At 65.4% G+C, this 15,899-nt stretch carries 13 protein-coding genes and 1 pseudogene; 5 read left to right on the top strand and 9 right to left on the bottom strand.

The features are described 5' to 3' along the window. Nucleotides 1-59 precede the first annotated feature (59 nt). Complete coding sequence (locus ACSQ76_RS04135) at nt 60-2,105, top strand: acetate--CoA ligase family protein (RefSeq protein WP_437155572.1); 2,046 nt, start codon at nt 60-62, stop codon at nt 2,103-2,105. Beyond that, on the top strand, nt 2,095-2,880 hold the full coding sequence (locus ACSQ76_RS04130; protein WP_437155571.1) for a carnitinyl-CoA dehydratase: 786 nt from the start codon (nt 2,095-2,097) through the stop codon (nt 2,878-2,880). The genes ACSQ76_RS04135 and ACSQ76_RS04130 overlap by 11 nt, the downstream gene beginning before the upstream one ends. Before the next feature lie 71 nt (nt 2,881-2,951). On the opposite strand, the gene ACSQ76_RS04125 is transcribed toward ACSQ76_RS04130, so the two are convergent. The 6 genes from ACSQ76_RS04125 to ACSQ76_RS04100 all read right to left on the bottom strand — a co-directional run bounded on the left by ACSQ76_RS04125 (nt 2,952) and on the right by ACSQ76_RS04100 (nt 10,367). After that, a complete protein-coding gene (locus tag ACSQ76_RS04125; protein ID WP_306130482.1) occupies nt 2,952-4,433 on the bottom strand; it encodes a TRAP transporter large permease in 1,482 nt (493 codons plus the stop codon). Nucleotides 4,434-4,437: 4 nt separating this feature from the next. Beyond that, nucleotides 4,438-5,163: a TRAP transporter small permease gene (locus ACSQ76_RS04120; protein WP_306130483.1), complete on the bottom strand. Its 726-nt coding sequence runs from the start codon at nt 5,161-5,163 to the stop codon at nt 4,438-4,440. Between the two features lie 133 nt (nt 5,164-5,296). After that, a complete protein-coding gene (locus tag ACSQ76_RS04115) occupies nt 5,297-6,298 on the bottom strand; it encodes a DctP family TRAP transporter solute-binding subunit (RefSeq protein WP_437155570.1) in 1,002 nt (333 codons plus the stop codon). A gap of 302 nt (nt 6,299-6,600) precedes the next feature. Further along, nucleotides 6,601-7,839: a sigma-54-dependent transcriptional regulator gene (locus tag ACSQ76_RS04110; protein ID WP_437155569.1), complete on the bottom strand. Its 1,239-nt coding sequence runs from the start codon at nt 7,837-7,839 to the stop codon at nt 6,601-6,603. Next, nucleotides 7,836-9,584, bottom strand: a complete 1,749-nt coding sequence (locus ACSQ76_RS04105) for a sensor histidine kinase (protein WP_437155568.1) — start codon at nt 9,582-9,584, stop codon at nt 7,836-7,838. Before ACSQ76_RS04105 ends, ACSQ76_RS04110 begins: the two co-directional genes overlap by 4 nt. Before the next feature lie 60 nt (nt 9,585-9,644). Further along, nucleotides 9,645-10,367 (bottom strand): sensor histidine kinase, encoded by a 723-nt coding sequence (locus ACSQ76_RS04100; RefSeq protein WP_437155567.1) that lies wholly within the window; start codon nt 10,365-10,367, stop codon nt 9,645-9,647. Between the two features lie 204 nt (nt 10,368-10,571). On the opposite strand from ACSQ76_RS04100, the gene ACSQ76_RS04095 reads away from it, so the two are divergent. From ACSQ76_RS04095 to ACSQ76_RS04085, 3 genes are all read left to right on the top strand, one after another. After that, a complete protein-coding gene (locus ACSQ76_RS04095) occupies nt 10,572-11,258 on the top strand; it encodes a response regulator (RefSeq protein WP_437155566.1) in 687 nt (228 codons plus the stop codon). A gap of 81 nt (nt 11,259-11,339) precedes the next feature. After that, entirely contained in the window at nt 11,340-11,900 is a 561-nt protein-coding gene (locus ACSQ76_RS04090) for a thioredoxin family protein (RefSeq protein WP_306130489.1), read from the top strand. Between the two features lie 68 nt (nt 11,901-11,968). Further along, entirely contained in the window at nt 11,969-12,883 is a 915-nt protein-coding gene (locus ACSQ76_RS04085; protein ID WP_437155565.1) for an MBL fold metallo-hydrolase, read from the top strand. Between the two features lie 27 nt (nt 12,884-12,910). Here ACSQ76_RS04085 and ACSQ76_RS04080 read toward each other — a convergent pair. The 3 genes and pseudogenes from ACSQ76_RS04080 to ACSQ76_RS04070 form a co-directional block, all read right to left on the bottom strand. Then, a pseudogene (locus tag ACSQ76_RS04080) lies at nt 12,911-13,817 on the bottom strand (YeeE/YedE family protein). 348 nt (nt 13,818-14,165) lie between these two features. Next, nucleotides 14,166-15,383, bottom strand: a complete 1,218-nt coding sequence (gene hemA / locus ACSQ76_RS04075) for a 5-aminolevulinate synthase (RefSeq protein ID WP_437155564.1) — start codon at nt 15,381-15,383, stop codon at nt 14,166-14,168. Continuing rightward, a complete protein-coding gene (locus tag ACSQ76_RS04070; protein ID WP_437155563.1) occupies nt 15,383-15,814 on the bottom strand; it encodes a DUF302 domain-containing protein in 432 nt (143 codons plus the stop codon). The genes hemA and ACSQ76_RS04070 overlap by 1 nt, the downstream gene beginning before the upstream one ends. Nucleotides 15,815-15,899: the final 85 nt, after the last annotated feature.

Below are 15,899 nucleotides of genomic sequence, written 5' to 3'. Positions count from 1 at the left end.
CTCTGGCGAAAAATATCCCCGCCGGAGGCAAGAAACTCTTTGACACAGCGACCAGCCCCATGCGCCACCTGAGCCGCCTTTTCCAGCCCAGGTCGATTGCCGTCATTGGCGGCGGTGCGTGGTGCAAGAGCGTGGTGGAACAATGCCTCAAGATGGGCTTTGCCGGGCCGGTCTGGCCGGTCCATCCGACCAGGGCCGAGATCGCGGGACAGCCTGCCCGGGCGCGGCTGGAAGATCTGCCCGAACCGCCAGATGCGGTTTTCATCGGGGTGAACCGGCACGCCACGGTGGACGTCGTGCGGCAGTTGCGTGCGATGGGTGCAGGCGGGGCGGTCTGTTTTGCAAGTGGCTTCAGCGAGGCGCAGGCCGAAACCGGCGACGGGGCCGACCTTCAGGCTGCCTTGCTGGAGGCGGCAGGCGCCATGCCGATCCTCGGGCCGAACTGCTATGGCTTCATCAACTACCTCGACGGCGCCCTGCTCTGGCCGGATCAGCATGGCGGCGCGCGTGTCGAGACCGGCGTGGCCGTGCTCACCCAAAGTTCCAACATGGCCATCAACATCTCAATGCAGTCGCGCGGCCTGCCGCTGGCCTATGTGACCACCGCAGGCAACCAGGCGCAGACCGGACTGGCCGAGCTTGGGATGGCGCTGCTCAACGACGACCGGGTTACCGTTCTGGCGCTTCATGTCGAAGGCGTGGGTGACGTGGCGGCGTTCGAGGCATTGGCGCGGACAGCACGACAGCTGGGCAAGCCGATCGTGGTATTAAAGGCCGGGAAATCGGCACGGGCGCGGGCGGCGGCGGTGTCGCACACAGCGTCGCTGGCAGGCAGCGATGCCGGGGCGCGGGCGCTGCTGAAACGCCTGGGGATCGCGCAGGTCGACAGCCTGCCGGCCCTTCTGGAGACGGCGAAGCTCTTGCATTTCGCCGGTCCGTTGCCGGGCACGTCGCTTGCCTCCCTCTCCTGCTCGGGCGGCGAGGCCAGCCTGATGGCCGACAGTGCAGAGGAAAGAGGTGTGCAGTTCCCGGATCTGACGGCTGCGCAAGTCACCCGTTTGCGCGAGATTCTGGGAGCCATGGTGGCGCTGGCCAACCCATTGGATTACCACACCTTTATCTGGAACGATGCGGAACGCATGGCGCAGGTCTTTGCCACGATGCAGCGCGGCGCGGCCGATCTGACCTGCGTGATCATCGACTTCCCGCGCACGGATCGTTGCAACCCGGCCGCATGGGACTGCGTGTTCGCGGCCGGTGCGGCGGCAGTGGCGGAAACCGGAAAACCGCTTGTGCTGGTGTCGACCCTGCCGGAACTGCTGCCCGAGGACATGGCGGTGCGGGCCGTGGCCGGGGGCATGATCCCGATGCAGGGGCTCGACGATTTCCTGACCGCGCTGGAAGCCGCGGGATTCGTCAGGAACGCCGGCCCGCCGCCGCCGCCGGCCTTGCAGGTGACGCCGGTCGGGGCCACCGTGGTTCTGGATGAGGTCGAGGCCAAGCGGCAATTGGCCGAGGCCGGGCTGGACGTGCCGCGCTCGTGTTCCGCCGATACGGTGGACGACGCCGTGGCGGCGGCCGGGGAGGTTGGGTTTCCCGTGGTGCTGAAAGGCACAGGCGCGGCCCACAAGACCGAGGCGGGGCTTGTCGCGCTTGGCCTGAAGAGTGCCTGTGAGGTCGAGGCGGCGGCGCGACGGATGGCCTGCAAGGACTACCTCGTGGAAGAGATGATCGGTGGTGGCGTGGCCGAACTGTTGCTGGGCGTGGTACGGGACCCGGCACATGGGTTCGTGATGACATTGGGGGCCGGGGGCACGCTGACGGAGATACTGCGGGACACGGTCTCGATCTTGTTGCCGGTCTCGGAGACCGAGATCGCCGAGGCGCTGGCAGGGTTGAAGATCGCGCCGGTCCTGCAAGGGTATCGGGGCCAGCCCGGCGTGGACGAGGCAGCGGTCATTCGGGCGGCGATGGGTCTGCAGGACCATGTTGCGGCGCATCGTGAAACGTTGGAGGAAATCGAGGTCAATCCGCTGATCTGCACGCAGACGCGCGCGGTCGTGGCGGATGCCTTGATACGGCAAGGAGAACAAGATGACGGATAATCCGGTAAGGACAGAAAGACGCGGCCATGTTCTGGAGGTGACCCTGGACAGGCCCAAGGCCAATGCGATCGACCTGGCGACCAGCCGGATCATGGGCGACGTGTTCAAGGAGTTCCGCGACGATCCGGAGTTGCGCGTGGCGCTGATCACCGGGGCGGGCGAGAAGTTCTTCTGCCCTGGCTGGGATCTCAAGTCGGCCGCCGAGGGTGATGCCGTGGATGACGATTACGGGGTCGGCGGGTTCGGGGGCTTGCAGGAGATGCGCGCGATGAACAAACCGATCATCGCGGCGGTGAACGGCATCTGTTGCGGCGGTGGTCTGGAATGGGCGCTGAGCGCGGACATCATCCTGGCCGCCGATCACGCGCAGTTCGCCCTGCCCGAGATCCGCTCGGGCACGGTCGCTGACGCGGCCAGCGTGAAGCTGCCCAAGCGCATCCCCTATCACATCGCGATGGAAATGCTTCTGACCGGGCGCTGGATCGACGCCGAGGAGGCCGCGCGGTGGGGTCTGATCAACCAGATCCATCCCGGCGATCAGCTGATGACCAAGGCGCGGGAGATGGCCGACCTCTTGGCCGGCGGGCCGCCGCTGGTCTATGCGGCGATCAAGGAGATCGTGCGCGAGGCCGAGGCGATGACGTTCCAGGACGCGATGAACCGGATCACGCGGCGGCAGTTCGAGAGTGTCGATGTGCTTTACGATTCCGAGGATCAGCTGGAAGGGGCCAAGGCCTTTGCCGAAAAGCGCGACCCGGTGTGGAAGGGGCGCTGAGCGCGGCAGCGGGCACCTGAAAATTCGGAGGATTTTCTGGCGCGCGGAGTTCGGACCGCGCGCCGGCTTCGTCAGTTGGTGATGATCTCGGGGCCCATGAAGGTGTTGGGCAGGAAGGTCGAGATCCAGGGAATGTAGGTCACCATGATGAGGAACACGAAAAGCACGGCCAGAAACGGCAGGGCCGCGCGCACCACGTTCATCATGGGCATTCCCGCCACGCCCGAGGTGACGAAGAGGTTCAGGCCCACGGGCGGCGTGATCATCCCGATTTCCATGTTCACCACCATGATGATCCCGAGGTGAATGGGATCGATGCCAAGCTCGATGGCGATGGGGAACACCAGCGGGGCCACGATGACCAGCAGGCCCGACGGCTCCATGAACTGGCCGCCGATGAGCAGGATCACGTTGACCATCACCAGGAACATCACCGGGCCGAGGCCCGCGGCCAGCATGCTTTCGGCGATGGCCTGGGGGATCTGTTCGTCGGTCAGCACATGCTTGAGGAGAAGCGCGTTGGCGATGATGAACATCAGCGTGATCGTCAGCTTCGCGCCCTCGAAGACGGTGTTCACCGTGTCGCGGTGCCAGAAGGCCGTTACCAGCGCCCAGGGCTTTTGCAGCAGTGTCGCGGGGCGCGGAGCCTCGGCGGCGTTGACACTGCGTTCGCCCATGGCGCCGGTGTATGTTTCTTCTTCGGACGGTGCCGCGAGGGGGCCCATGTCGCGGTAGATGAAGCAGGCCACCAGGAAGGCATAGACGGCGGCGACGGCGGCGGCCTCGGTCGGGGTGAAGGCACCGGGCTGCCAGTAGATCAGGCTGCCTTCGCCAGTGAGGTTGACCCATGGGTGGCCATAGATGCCGCCCATGATGATCCCGATCAGCAGGAGGCCCCAGAAGGCGTCGCGGAAGCTGTCCCAGATCTCGACCCAGCCTTTCCACTCGCCGGCCGGCATGTTGCGGATGCGGGCCATGACGTAGATCGTGATCATCAGCATCGTGCCGGCCAGCAGGCCGGGGATGACGCCGGCGAGGAACATGCGGCCCACGGAGACGTCGGTGGCCGAGGCATAGACGACCATCACGATGGAGGGCGGAATGAGGATGCCGAGCGTGCCGGCGTTGCAGATCACCCCGGCGGCGAAGTCCTTGGTATAGCCGACCTGCCGCATGGCGGCGATCACGATGGTGCCGATGGCGACCACGGTGGCGGGCGACGAGCCCGAGAGCGCGGCGAAAATCATGCAGGCCAGAACCCCCGCGATGGCGAGACCGCCCTTGAGGTGGCCCACGCAGGCGATGGAGAAACGGATGATCCGTTTCGCCACGCCGCCCGTGGACATGAAGCTGGAGGCGAGGATGAAGAACGGGATGGCCAGAAGTGTGTAGTGTTCGGCCATCGCGTCATAGAGCGACTTGGCCACGGCGCCGATGGAGGTGTTCGAGAACATCAGCTGGAACACGATCGAGGAGAACCCGAGCGAGACCGCGATCGGCACGCCGATCAGCAGCAGGCCGATGATCATGATGAAGAGAAATGCGACTTCCATGGTCTCAGCCCCTGTTCACGTTTTCGCCACGGGCAAGCTTGTCGGCGGCGGTTTCCACCGCGTCCTCGGCCTCGTGACTGGTGATGATCCGCTGGCGCGTGCCGCGAAGGACGCCCAAGGTGGCCTGAACCACACGAAAGAGAAGCAGCGCCGCGCCAATGGGCAGGATCAGGTAGGGGATCACACGCGGCAGGTAGTCGTATTCCTCGACCACGCGGGTGTCGCCGTCCATGTACCAGTTGAAGGTATTTTCAAGAAATTCCTTGCCGAAGGGGATCGGCACCGGGCGCACCACGGCATATCCCTGGTCGCGCGCTTCCTCGAAACCGGTGGGGAACCAGCGGCCCGATGTGGGATCGAGGTTCGAGAATGGCGCCCAGAAATCGTAGGCGCCCTTGAGCAGAAGAAAGGCATAGGCGACGCAGACGACGCAGGCGATGATCGCCATACCGCGCTTGAGACCGCCGCTAACCATGTTGACGATGGCGTCCACGCCCAGGTGTGCGGTGACCTTGAACCCGTAGGAAATGCCGAAGAGAACCAGCCAGGCAAAGAGGATTTCCACCACTTCCTGCCCCCAGAGCAGGCTTTCGGCGAAGCCGTAGCGCAACACGACGTTGGCGAAGGTGATCAGGGTCATCGCGCCCAGGATCAGAGCGATGAAGATTTCCTCGGCGCGGTGAACGAAGCGTCCGACCGGGCCCGATGGTGTGTATCCGCTCACGCTCATGGCGTTTCCCTCCGGATCATGTGGGGTAAGGCGGTGCAGGGTCCGGCGGCACGCGGGGTGCCGCCGGTATCCGGCGCAGCGGGCGCGGTCGGGCCTCAGAGAAGCCGCAGGCGCGCGCCCGCTTGGCCCTGCGTCAGCTGCCGCTGTTGTGAGACTGGGCCGCGTCGATGTTGTCCTGGCCCACATCCTCGACGAACTGGTCCCAGACCGGGCGCATCGCGTCGACCCAGGCCTGACGCTGTTCGGCGCTCAGCTCGCGCACCTCGCCGCCGGCGTCGATGATCGCCTGGCGGTTTTCCTGGTTCACGCTGTAGCTTTCGGCGTTCCGGGTCTGCGTCACTTCGCTGACGATGGTCATGAACTGATCGCGCACATCGGGCTCAAGCGAGTCCAGCCAGTCGCTGGAGGTGACCAGCAGGTAATCGATGATGCCGTGGTTGGTCTCGGTGATGCCGTCCTGCACCTCGAAGAACTTCTGACCGTAGATGTTGGACCAAGTGTTTTCCTGACCGTCGACAACGCCGGTTTGCAGCGCACCGTAGACTTCGGAGAAGGCCATCGGCTGCGGCGAGGCACCCAGGGCTTCCATCTGTGCGACCAGAACGTCGGAGGTCTGCACGCGGAACTTCAGGCCCTCGGCATCCGACGGCTCGATCAGCGGCACGTTGGCCGAGAACTGTTTCATGCCGTTGTGCCAGAAGGCCAGACCCTGCAGGCCTCGGCGCTGCATGGAATCGAGCATGTCCTGGCCCGCGTCGGAGGCCTGGAAGCTGTCGACGGCGTCGATGTTCTTGAACATGAAAGGCAGGTCGAAGATGCGGAACACCTTGGTGAAGTTCTCGAACTTCGACAGCGACGGCGCGGCCAGCTGGACATCGCCCTGAAGCATCGCCTCGAGCACCTGGTCATCGTTGTAGAGCGTGGAGTTGGGGAACACCTCCATGCACATCGTGCCGTCCATTTCCTCGTTGACGCGCTCTTGGAGCAGCGAGGCGGCGATGCCCTTGGGGTGCCGGTCGGTGTTGGTGACGTGGCTGAACTTTACGACGATTTCGCCATCGTCGCAGGCCGCGCTCACGGCGCCGGCAGACACGGTCAGTGCGAGTGCCGCGGTTGCGGCAGACAGAAATTTCATGCTCTCTCCTCCCAAATTAGAGACAGGTTTGGATACCATACGGTATTGCGAGGCCAGAATGGCGATTGGTTGGAATGCCTCAAGCTGAATCTACGGCCGATGTGGCGAATCAGGATATCATTAATGTTTTCCGACGCTTGAATGACTCGAATCACCTGCGCCGAGAAACTCTGCCAAACGTCTGTGCGGAATCCCGCACGCGCTTTGCGTAACCTGTGCGGATTTCCGCACAAACCGGGTCTGCGACGTGCCGATCATCTCGCCCGGCCAGCGCGGTGATCAGGTGATTGCGGTGGCAACGCTCAGCCGTCGCCGCGCCGATAGTCCTCGGGCTTGATGCCGTAGCGGGCAAGCTTGTCATAGAACGTCTTGCGCGGCAGCTTCAGCGCCTTCGCGGCCTCGGATGCGCGGCCGTTCTGGCGACCGAGCGCGGCGATCAGAAGCGAGCGCTCGACCTGGGCCATCTGCTCGGACAGGCCAAGATCGGCGGCGCGGGTGACCTCATCCGGCATCCCGAGGACAAAGCGCATGGCGGCACTCATCAGCGAGCGGGCGTTGCCGGGCCAGTCCTGGGCCATCAGGCGGGCGAGGTGATCGGGCGCGATATCCGGCGCGGCGATGCCAGACTGCTCGGCCGCCTGGGCCACGTAGTGCCGGAAAAGAACGGGAATGTCCTCGGGTCGCTCGGACAGGGCCGGGATGCGCACCGGTGCCACGTCCAGCCGGTAGTAAAGCTCGGGGTAAAAGCGCCCCTCCTCGGCGGCCACGGCTAGATCCGTCGTGGTGCCTGCGATGAGGCGGGCCTCCGCGCCTTCCTCCAGCCGGTCCAGCAGGGCGTGCTGCGCGTGCGGGGGCAGCCCGGTGATCTCTTCGATGAAAAGGCTGCCACCGCGGGCCGAGGCCAGAGCATCGTCGAGGGCGGCGACATCGAGCGCCGCCGCTGGCTGTTTGACGTAAGGCCCGCGGCCCGCGGGCGTCATCAGGTGCACCACCTCCGCCACCTTGGAGATCCCCGCGCCGGGAGGGCCGGTGACCAGCACGTCGGCCCCCATGGCCGCCACGCGGCGCACGCGTTCGCGCAGGTTGTCGGCCAGTTCGGAGGTGCCGAAAAGCATGCGCGCCGCCGCATCGCCCGTCTCGAGCTGGCGCTTCAGGCGCCGGTTTTCCAGCACCAGCGACCGGGTCTGCAGGGCGCGGGTCAGCACGGTCAGCAGGGCATCGGGCGCGCAGGGCTTTTCGAGAAAATCGAACGCGCCCTGTCCCATCGCGCGGACCGCCATGGGAATATCGCCCTCGCCGGTCAGCAGGATGACCGGCAGTTCGGCGTCGGTCTTGCGGGTGTAATCCAGAAGATAGAAGCCATCGCGGCCCGGCATCCGGATGTCCGACAGGATGACGCCGGGAAAGTCGGGGGTGATGTGATCCTTGGCCTCGATGAACGAGCCGGCGACGCGCGGAGAAAGGCGGTTGAGCTCCAGCGTCTGGGCCAGCGCCTCGCGGACGGCCGCATCGTCATCCACGATGAGTATATCGGTTTTCATGCCGCGACCTCGTCCTGCCAGGGATCCAGTTCGATGCGAAAGATCGCGCCGCCATCCGCCGCGTTGCTGCCGCTGATGCGGCCGCCGAAGCTTTCGACCAGGCCGTAGGAGATGGAAAGACCGAGACCCAGGCCATCCTCGCCGCCGACTTCCTTGGTGGTGTAGAACGGCTCGAATATCTTGGCGGGGTCGGAGATGCCCGGCCCGGTGTCGCGTACCGTCACGGTGGGGCGAATGCCGGGCACGAGCAAGACCTCGATATGTTTGTCCGATTGTCCGGCCATGGCGTCGATCGCGTTGTTGATCAGGTTGACAAAGACCTGACCCAGCCGCACCTCGCCGGCGCGGACATGGACGGGAAACTCCGGCCGGTGCCACGACAGCGCGACGCCTTCGTGATCGAGGCGCTGTTCGGTCAGCTCGACCGCGGTGTCGATCACGCTTCCCAGATCGACCTTGCCCGCAGGTTCGGCCTCGTTCCGGGCAAAGGCGCGCAGGTTCCGGATGATCCGCGCGGCGCGTCCGGCAAGGTCGGAAATTCGGCTGAAGTTGTCCCGCGCGGGCCGCGCCTGCCCGGCGTCGAGAAACGACGCGCCGTTATCCGCGAATTGCTGGATCGCCATCAGGGGCTGGTTGAGCTCGTGGCTGATGCCCGCCGACATCTGGCCCAACGCGCCAAGCTTGCCGGCCTGGACCAGATCCTCCTGGGCGCGGGTCAGGGCCGCCTCGGCCTCCATCCGCTCGGCCACCTCGCGGCGCAGGGCGACATTGGTCTGCGACAGTTCCGCCGTGCGGTCGGCCACGCGCGCCTCGAGCTGGGCGTTGGAGATGGCGAGCGCGCGGCGACGCTCGGCCAGAAGCAGCAGCACAGCACCGAAGGCAAGACAGGTTGCCGCGAAGAAGGCCGCTTGCAGGCCGGCCATGCGGGACACGGGCGCGGCGTCCATCAGGGCATGTCCGGTCATTCCGATCACCGGCTTGGGGCTGGCAAGGTGCAAGGCCTGCTCGGGCAGGTAGCTGCCATGATCGAGCGTCCAGATATCCCGATCGCCGCGCGTCGTGTCGGGCGCAGGTGCATCGGCGTCGGGTGCGGCCAGCCCGGCCGCGCCCGACCGGAGGCGCCAGCCCAGAATTTCCGCACGATTTGAAAGAAAGACGCGGCCCTCGTGGTCGGTAAAGAACACGACGGGCTGGCCGCCGATCCAGCCCCACTCGATTTCATCGATGTCGACGACGGCGATGAGGCTGCCTCGGATTGTGCCGTTTTCCGCGAAGGATGGCGCGGCATAGGCATAGACGCGGCGCCCGTCGGGCCCGAGCCTGCCGAAGAAGGAGCCCAGCGCGCCGTGCATGGCGCGGCCGAAATAGCTGCTGCCCGAGGGGTCGAGCGTGACCTCGCCGGCCTCTGCCAGCACCGTGCCCGTGGCATCGGCGAAGATCAGCGCCGCGGCGCCGCTTTTGTCGACGGCCTCCTGCAACAATTGCGTGGCCGCGGGAGTATCGGGGGTGTCCGTTGTCAGCGCCGCGAGGTCGGGGTGGTCCGACATGAGCACGGCCAGTTCGCGGAAACGGCGCATCTCTCCGGTAAAACGGTCGGCCGCAAGCGCCAGATCGGCGCGGCCCTGTTTGGACAGCTGGGTCAGACCCTGACCGTAGCCGTATCGCCAGACGGTCGCCGCAGCCGCGGTGACCGCAAGCAGGAACAGGGCGATGACAACCCACCGGGCGCGAAGAAGCGACAACATGGCAGATAGATAGCAAGCCTGTCCCCCGCTTGACCAGATAAAGGATAACGGGCGGAAGGGTCAGGCGCCGCCATCCGCCCCGGGCAGGTCGAACCGCACGCTCAGGCCGCGCGGCGCTTCCGTTGGGATGATCGCGATCTCGCCCCCCAGGCTGCGCACGACCTTGCGCGCGATGGCGAGGCCGACGCCGGAATGGCCCGTCTCGCTTTTGGGCCGCAGGGTCGCGAGCGGTTTGAACACGGCGGTCCAGTGAGCCGGAGCAATGCCGGGACCATCGTCGGAGACGGTGACCTGCACGCGATCGTGCCACGTGCGGGCCACGATCCGCAGGTTGCCGAAGTCACGATCGTGATGCGCGGCGGCGTTGCCGAGAATTGCATCGAAAAGTCTGTTCAGATCGTTCAGCGGCCCCTTCACGTGCAGACCGCCGCATTCGGTATCACAGGTCAGCCTGGGGGTGGCCGGCAGGCGGGTGCACGCGCCGGTCACCAGCGCCTCAAGGTCGTGCGCGGCGGGCGGGTCGGCCAGGCGCGCCACACGGGACAGCTCTGTCAGGGCAGTGAGCGTATCGTCCAGCCGATGCGCGTAGTCGCGCAGCATGGCGAGGTTGTCCGCGGCGTCGGCAGACAGGACAATCCTCTGCGCCGCGAGATCCTCCCCGATCCAGTCGGGGATGGTACGCATGGCCCGGGCGAATGCCTTGAGGTCATGCGTCATGATATAGAGGAATTCCTCGGCCTCCTGCACCGGGCCCTGGCTGTTCGAGGTGAACGGACGTGACACGTATCTCCTCTCTTTCCTTGGTTGTTCGCGCAACCGCAAGCCTCGCAGAGGCGGGTTTCCAACCAGTGAACACCGCTGCCGGGCAAGCGGAACAATCGTTTAAAATCCGCGGCAACGGAAGCAGCGCCGGTAACATATTGGTAAGGCTCGCGCCTCTAGCATCAGCTTACGATTTCCGGGTGTTTTCGTGAGAAAGGTTATGACATGGCGTCTATTTCCCCCATCCCCAAGGAACCGATGGTCGCTCAGGCGCTTCCCGCAACCTGCCTGAACGGCGGTCGGCGCGGCGACTGCTTTGACGTGCTTATCCTCGACGACGATCCGTTCGATCAAAAGAGGCTGGCGCGCACGCTGGACGCCACCGGAATGCCCGTGAGCGCGGTCAGCGCCGCAACGATCGGCGAATTCGGCGCGGCCCTTGACGCCGGCAGTTTCGATGTCGTCCTGATCGACTATATGCTGCCGGACAGCGATGGTCTGACGGCGCAGAAAATGGTGCAGAGCCACCCGACGAACTTTGCCGCCGCGGTGGTGATGATGTCGAACCGGATGCGCACCGACGTGGCGATCGAGTCGATCAAGCAGGGGTCGCTGGATTGTCTCGACAAGGGCGAGTTGAATATCGACAAGCTGCGCGAACTGATGATGGCGTCGGTCAAGGTGCTGGCGGAAACCTCCCGGCACTGGATCGGCGAACTTCTGGCGCAGCAGCGGACGCTGATCGCGCAGGATGTCGCCAAGCTTGTACGCGACGAGATGGAGTTCGGGCGTTTGATCGACACGATCGACAAGCGCATCCTGGACATGCTGGCGGCACGCGGGCTGACCCTGGCGGACCGTTGGGATGCCGAGGGTGTCCTGGACCCGGACCCGCCCTTCGCGTTTCGCTAGATCTGTCGCGGGCAGACACCCGTTGCCAAGCTGCCCTTGGTCGGCAAGACTGTCCCCCGGTAATCGCGACGGAGGAAGATCATGGCTGCAAACGAACCACCGGTGTGTGATTTCAATTGGCCCGCCCCGGATTTCCGGCTGCCGGCCACCGACGGACGGACCTACACCTGGGACGAGATTGCGGGTCCGCGCGGCACTCTGATCATGTTCATCTGCAATCACTGTCCCTACGTTCTGGCGGTGCTGGACAGGATCGTGCGCGACGCGAAGGACTTGCAGGACCTTGGCATCGGGGTCGCGGCAATCTGCTCCAACGACGCCAAGACCTATCCTGACGACAGTTTCGAGAACATGATCAAGTTGGCCGAGAAGGCCGGCCTGCCGTTTCCCTATCTGCATGACGAGGATCAGTCGGTGGCACGGGCCTATCACGCCGCCTGCACGCCGGATTTCTTTGGCTTCGACGCGGACGGCGGGCTGCAATATCGCGGGCGGCTGGACGCATCGCGCATGAAACCCGCGCCCAAGGACGCGCCGCGCGAACTTTTTGACGCGATGAAGCAGGTGGCGGAAACCGGCGAGGGACCGCGCGATCAGGTCGCCTCGGTCGGGTGCTCGATCAAATGGAAACCGGCGGCGTAAGGGACGACGCTTGCGCGGCTCGAAACATTCTCACATATTCTTATAAGAGAATTTTCGGGAGGGATACCATGCGATTGACCCGACGCCGCCTGATGGCGACCGCTGCGGCCCTGCCGCTTGCCGCAGCCTTGCCGCGCTGGAGCCTTGCGGAGATGTCGCTGGGCGATGCGACGGTCACGACCGTCAGCGACGGCAACCTGGTGCTGCCGGGCGACTTCGTCTTCGAGCCGATGCCGCAGGACAAGCTGCTGCCGATCCTCGAGGCCACCGGCCAGAGCCGCGACGAACTGCGCCCCGAATGCAACCTGACGCTTTACCGCGATGGTACCAATACCGTGTTGTTCGATGCCGGCGCAGGGCCGAACTTCATGCCGAGCGCGGGCGAGTTGCCGGCCAGCCTCGATGCCGCCGGACTTGCGCCCGAGGACATCACGCACGTGGTATTCACCCATGCGCATCCCGATCACATCTGGGGGGTCCTGGATGATTTCGGAGACCTTCTTTTCCCGCAGGCGGTGCACATGATGGGCCGCGCGGAGTGGGATTACTGGTGGGACCCCGAAACCGTGAACACGATAGGCAAGGCGCGCGCCGCGTTCGCCGTGGGCGCGAAGAACCGGATGGAGGCGATCGAGGATCTGGTCGAGCTTTTCGATGATGGCGAGGAGGTGCTGCCGGGTATCGCCGCCGTTTCGACGCCCGGCCACACGCCCGGCCACATGAGTTTCGAGCTGCGCCGCGGGTCTGAGGCGGCGATGGTCGTTGGCGATGCGATCGTCAATCATCACGTGGCCTTCGCCCGGCCCGAATGGCCCAGCGGATCGGACCAGAACCCGGAGCAGGCGGTGGCGACCCGCAAGGCCCTGCTGGATCGGCTGGTTGCCGATGACATGACCCTGATAGGGTTTCACCTGCCGGAAGGCGGCGTCGGCCGGGCCGAGGCGACCGAATCCGGGTATCGGTTCGTCGAAATGGACGTGTGAGGCACCCCGGCGGCGTCGGGACCGGCTTTACTCGGCGGGAACGGCGGCCCCGCGCGGCGAGAGGACAGCGCGCGCCGCGACCGCGCCCAGCACGATGAAGCCAAGCGCCAGCAGGGCGGCGATGCTGAGGTTCGCCCCGCCGCTGAGGCCCGCGCCGATGGTGCAGCCCCCGGCCAGCACACCGCCGAAGCCCATGAGTACCGCGCCGGCGCTGTAGCGCAGCGTCTGCACGGGGGACGAAAAGCTTTGCAGGGCAAGCTCGCCGCGCGAGGCGGCGCTGAGGAAGCTGCCGACGATGACCCCGCCGATCACACCGACGCCGAACCCCGCGGGCACGGCGGTGGAGGCGATGGCGTAAAAGAGCGTGTCGGTCCAGGGCAGGGTGAAGGCCATCGACTGTGCCGGCAGCGGATCGAATTCATCGAGCAGAAGAACGGAGGTTCCGGCCCATCCCGCGACGACGACGAGACCGATCACCGCGCCCATGGCAAGATGCAGCACGCGCGCGCCGGGAGCGGTGCGCAAGCCACACGGCGAAAGCGAGAAGCGCCAGTGCAATCGCCGGCGCCATGCCGGGAATGCCGGCAAGGCTGCCGATGCCGAAATCATACTGGACCGCGCCGAGCGACGTGCGGACCGGTGCCAGAACACCCTTGAGCGTTGCGTGCGCGACGATGGCAAAGAGCGCGATGACGCTGACCGCCCGCAGGTTGCCCGTACCGGCCAGAACCGTAAGGCGCGACATGCAGCCTCGCGTCAGCACCATGCCGATGCCGAAGGCCAGCCCGCCCAGCGCAATCGCGGCGACCGGCACGCTGCTGGAGAGGTAACGGTGGTCGCCAAGCTCGACGAGGCCCATGCCACCGGCCACGGCCGCCCCGCCAATCGCCACGGCAAGCGCGACCAGCCAGATCGAGAGGGCAGAGTGGTCCATGCCGTCATCGCCTGCCACGGCACGCCGCAGGCAGAAGCGCGAAATCTGGGCGGCAACGCCGAAAACGAGGCCCAGAAGCGCGCCCAGCAGAAGATGCAGGGTTTGCGCGGGCAGGTCGAACGGCAGGGAGTCAAGCAGCATCGGTCACGTCCTGATTCAGGTAATCCGTCCTTATCTGGTGCGTTTCCGCGCGAGTCAAAACCCCAAGGTGAGAGTATTGTTCCGCGTTGCAGGGCAGATTTGAAACAACGTTCCGCAACGCGGACAGCGTTGCGACGCGGTACCGTCAGGAAGCGGACCGGCGAAACGAATTTTCCTATTTTCTGCGTTGGCGGAATATTTTTCCGATTACTGCGCCGCGATGGGAAGGCGGGCAAGCTGGCACTGTGCCCAGAGATTTTCGAGGGCGCCGATCAGCCGATCCACATCCTCGGCGGAGTGAACCGGCGACGGGGTAATGCGCAACCGTTCGGTGCCCTTGGGCACGGTCGGATAGTTGATCGGCTGGATGTAGATCCCGTGATCGCGCATCAGCACGTCCGAGATGTATTTGCACTTGACCGGGTCGCCCACCATCACCGGGATGATGTGGCTGGGGTTCTCGATATGCGGCAGGCCGATGTCGTCGAGCCGGGCGCGCACCTCGGCCACGCGGGCCTGTTGCTGGTTGCGTTCCTCGCTGCTGTGCTTGAGGTGGCGCACGGCCGCGGCGGCACCGGCCGCAACGCAGGGCGGCAAGGCCGTGGTGAAGATGAAGCCCGAGGCGAAGGAGCGGACAAAGTCGCACAGCTCGGTCGAGGCGGCGATATAGCCGCCCATCACGCCGAAGGCCTTGCCCAGCGTGCCCTCGATCACGGTCAGGCGATCCATCAGCCCCTCGCGCTCGGCGATTCCGCCGCCGCGCGGACCGTACAGGCCGACGGCGTGCACCTCGTCGAGATAGGTCATGGCGCCGTATTTGTCGGCGAGATCGCAGATCTCCTTGATGGGAGCGATGTCGCCGTCCATCGAATAGACGCTCTCGAAGGCGATCATCTTGGGCGCGTTGGCGGGAAGGGCCGCCAGCTTGGCCTCGAGATCGGCGAGGTCGTTGTGTTTCCAGATCACTTTCTGGGCGCGACTGTGACGGATGCCTTCGATCATGGAGGCGTGGTTGAGCGCGTCGGACAAGACCACCAGCCCCGGAATGCGCGACGCCAACGTACCCAGCGCCGCCCAGTTCGAGACGTAGCCGGAGGTGAACAGCAGCGCGCTGTCCTTGCCGTGCAGGTCGGCCAGTTCGGCCTCGAGCTGCACATGGGCGTGGGTGGTGCCGGAAATGTTGCGCGTGCCCCCTGCCCCGGCGCCGGTGGTATCGAGGGCATCGTGCATGGCGTCGAGCACGACCGGGTGCTGGCCCATGCCGAGGTAGTCGTTCGAACACCAGACCGTCACGCTCTCGGGGCCGTTATAGCAATTCGCCTGCGGAAACTGCCCGCGCCGCCGCTCGAGCTCGGCGAATTCGCGGTAGTTGCCTTCGGCCCGCAACCCATCGAGTTCGGAGCGGAAAAATTCCTGGTAGTTCATCAGTTCTCTGTCGCCTCTTGCACGATCTCGGCCAGGAGCGCCTCGACCTTTTCCATCGGACCATCGGGGTAGTCGCGGTAGCCTATCGTCACGGCGCCTTCGGCATCCTCGGCCACGAAGATGCCGTAGGGGCAGTGCGCGATGTTCATCGGGTCGGCCTCCATCACCTCGCGCGACAGGACGGCCGAGCAGAAGATGAAGATGTCCGCCTCCTTGAACAGCATCACGTCGCTGCCCACGTCCTCGCCCGTGCGGTTGAGCATTTCGCCCACGTGGCTAACATAGTCGACCACGAGCCCCTGCCCCACGATCGCGGTTTCCACGGCGAAGGCCGCGTCGTCGAACGAGCCTTCAAAGGGCGTGGTGATCGGGGCTTCGGCATGGGCCGTTGTGGCAAAGGCCAGGGCCGCCGTCAGAATCACGGGTTTCATGGTGGGTCCTTTCAGATGTCGTGTGTAGATCGCACGCGGGCGATGCCCCGGTCTTTGAGCGAGATCAAAGCCGGGGCAATTGCGC

Source organism: Roseovarius sp. B08 (assembly GCF_051417955.1).
Classification (GTDB): domain Bacteria; phylum Pseudomonadota; class Alphaproteobacteria; order Rhodobacterales; family Rhodobacteraceae; genus Roseovarius.
Note: the sequence above shows the minus strand (reverse complement) of the source record. Positions and strands in the feature narration are given on the sequence as shown.

Bases quoted from the DNA above. Each gene is read 5' to 3' on its own strand.
- ACSQ76_RS04135 (WP_437155572.1), top strand. From the start codon at position 60: ATGCGCCACCTGAGCCGCCTTTTCCAGCCCAGGTCGATTGCCGTCATT.
- ACSQ76_RS04070 (WP_437155563.1), bottom strand. From the start codon at position 15,814: ATGAAACCCGTGATTCTGACGGCGGCCCTGGCCTTTGCCACAACGGCC.
- ACSQ76_RS04115 (WP_437155570.1), bottom strand. From the start codon at position 6,298: ATGAAATTTCTGTCTGCCGCAACCGCGGCACTCGCACTGACCGTGTCT.
- ACSQ76_RS04095 (WP_437155566.1), top strand. From the start codon at position 10,572: ATGGCGTCTATTTCCCCCATCCCCAAGGAACCGATGGTCGCTCAGGCG.
- ACSQ76_RS04125 (WP_306130482.1), bottom strand. From the start codon at position 4,433: ATGGAAGTCGCATTTCTCTTCATCATGATCATCGGCCTGCTGCTGATC.
- ACSQ76_RS04105 (WP_437155568.1), bottom strand. From the start codon at position 9,584: ATGTTGTCGCTTCTTCGCGCCCGGTGGGTTGTCATCGCCCTGTTCCTG.
- ACSQ76_RS04120 (WP_306130483.1), bottom strand. From the start codon at position 5,163: ATGAGCGTGAGCGGATACACACCATCGGGCCCGGTCGGACGCTTCGTT.
- ACSQ76_RS04130 (WP_437155571.1), top strand. From the start codon at position 2,095: ATGACGGATAATCCGGTAAGGACAGAAAGACGCGGCCATGTTCTGGAG.
- ACSQ76_RS04090 (WP_306130489.1), top strand. From the start codon at position 11,340: ATGGCTGCAAACGAACCACCGGTGTGTGATTTCAATTGGCCCGCCCCG.
- hemA (WP_437155564.1), bottom strand. From the start codon at position 15,383: ATGAACTACCAGGAATTTTTCCGCTCCGAACTCGATGGGTTGCGGGCC.
- ACSQ76_RS04110 (WP_437155569.1), bottom strand. From the start codon at position 7,839: ATGAAAACCGATATACTCATCGTGGATGACGATGCGGCCGTCCGCGAG.
- ACSQ76_RS04085 (WP_437155565.1), top strand. From the start codon at position 11,969: ATGCGATTGACCCGACGCCGCCTGATGGCGACCGCTGCGGCCCTGCCG.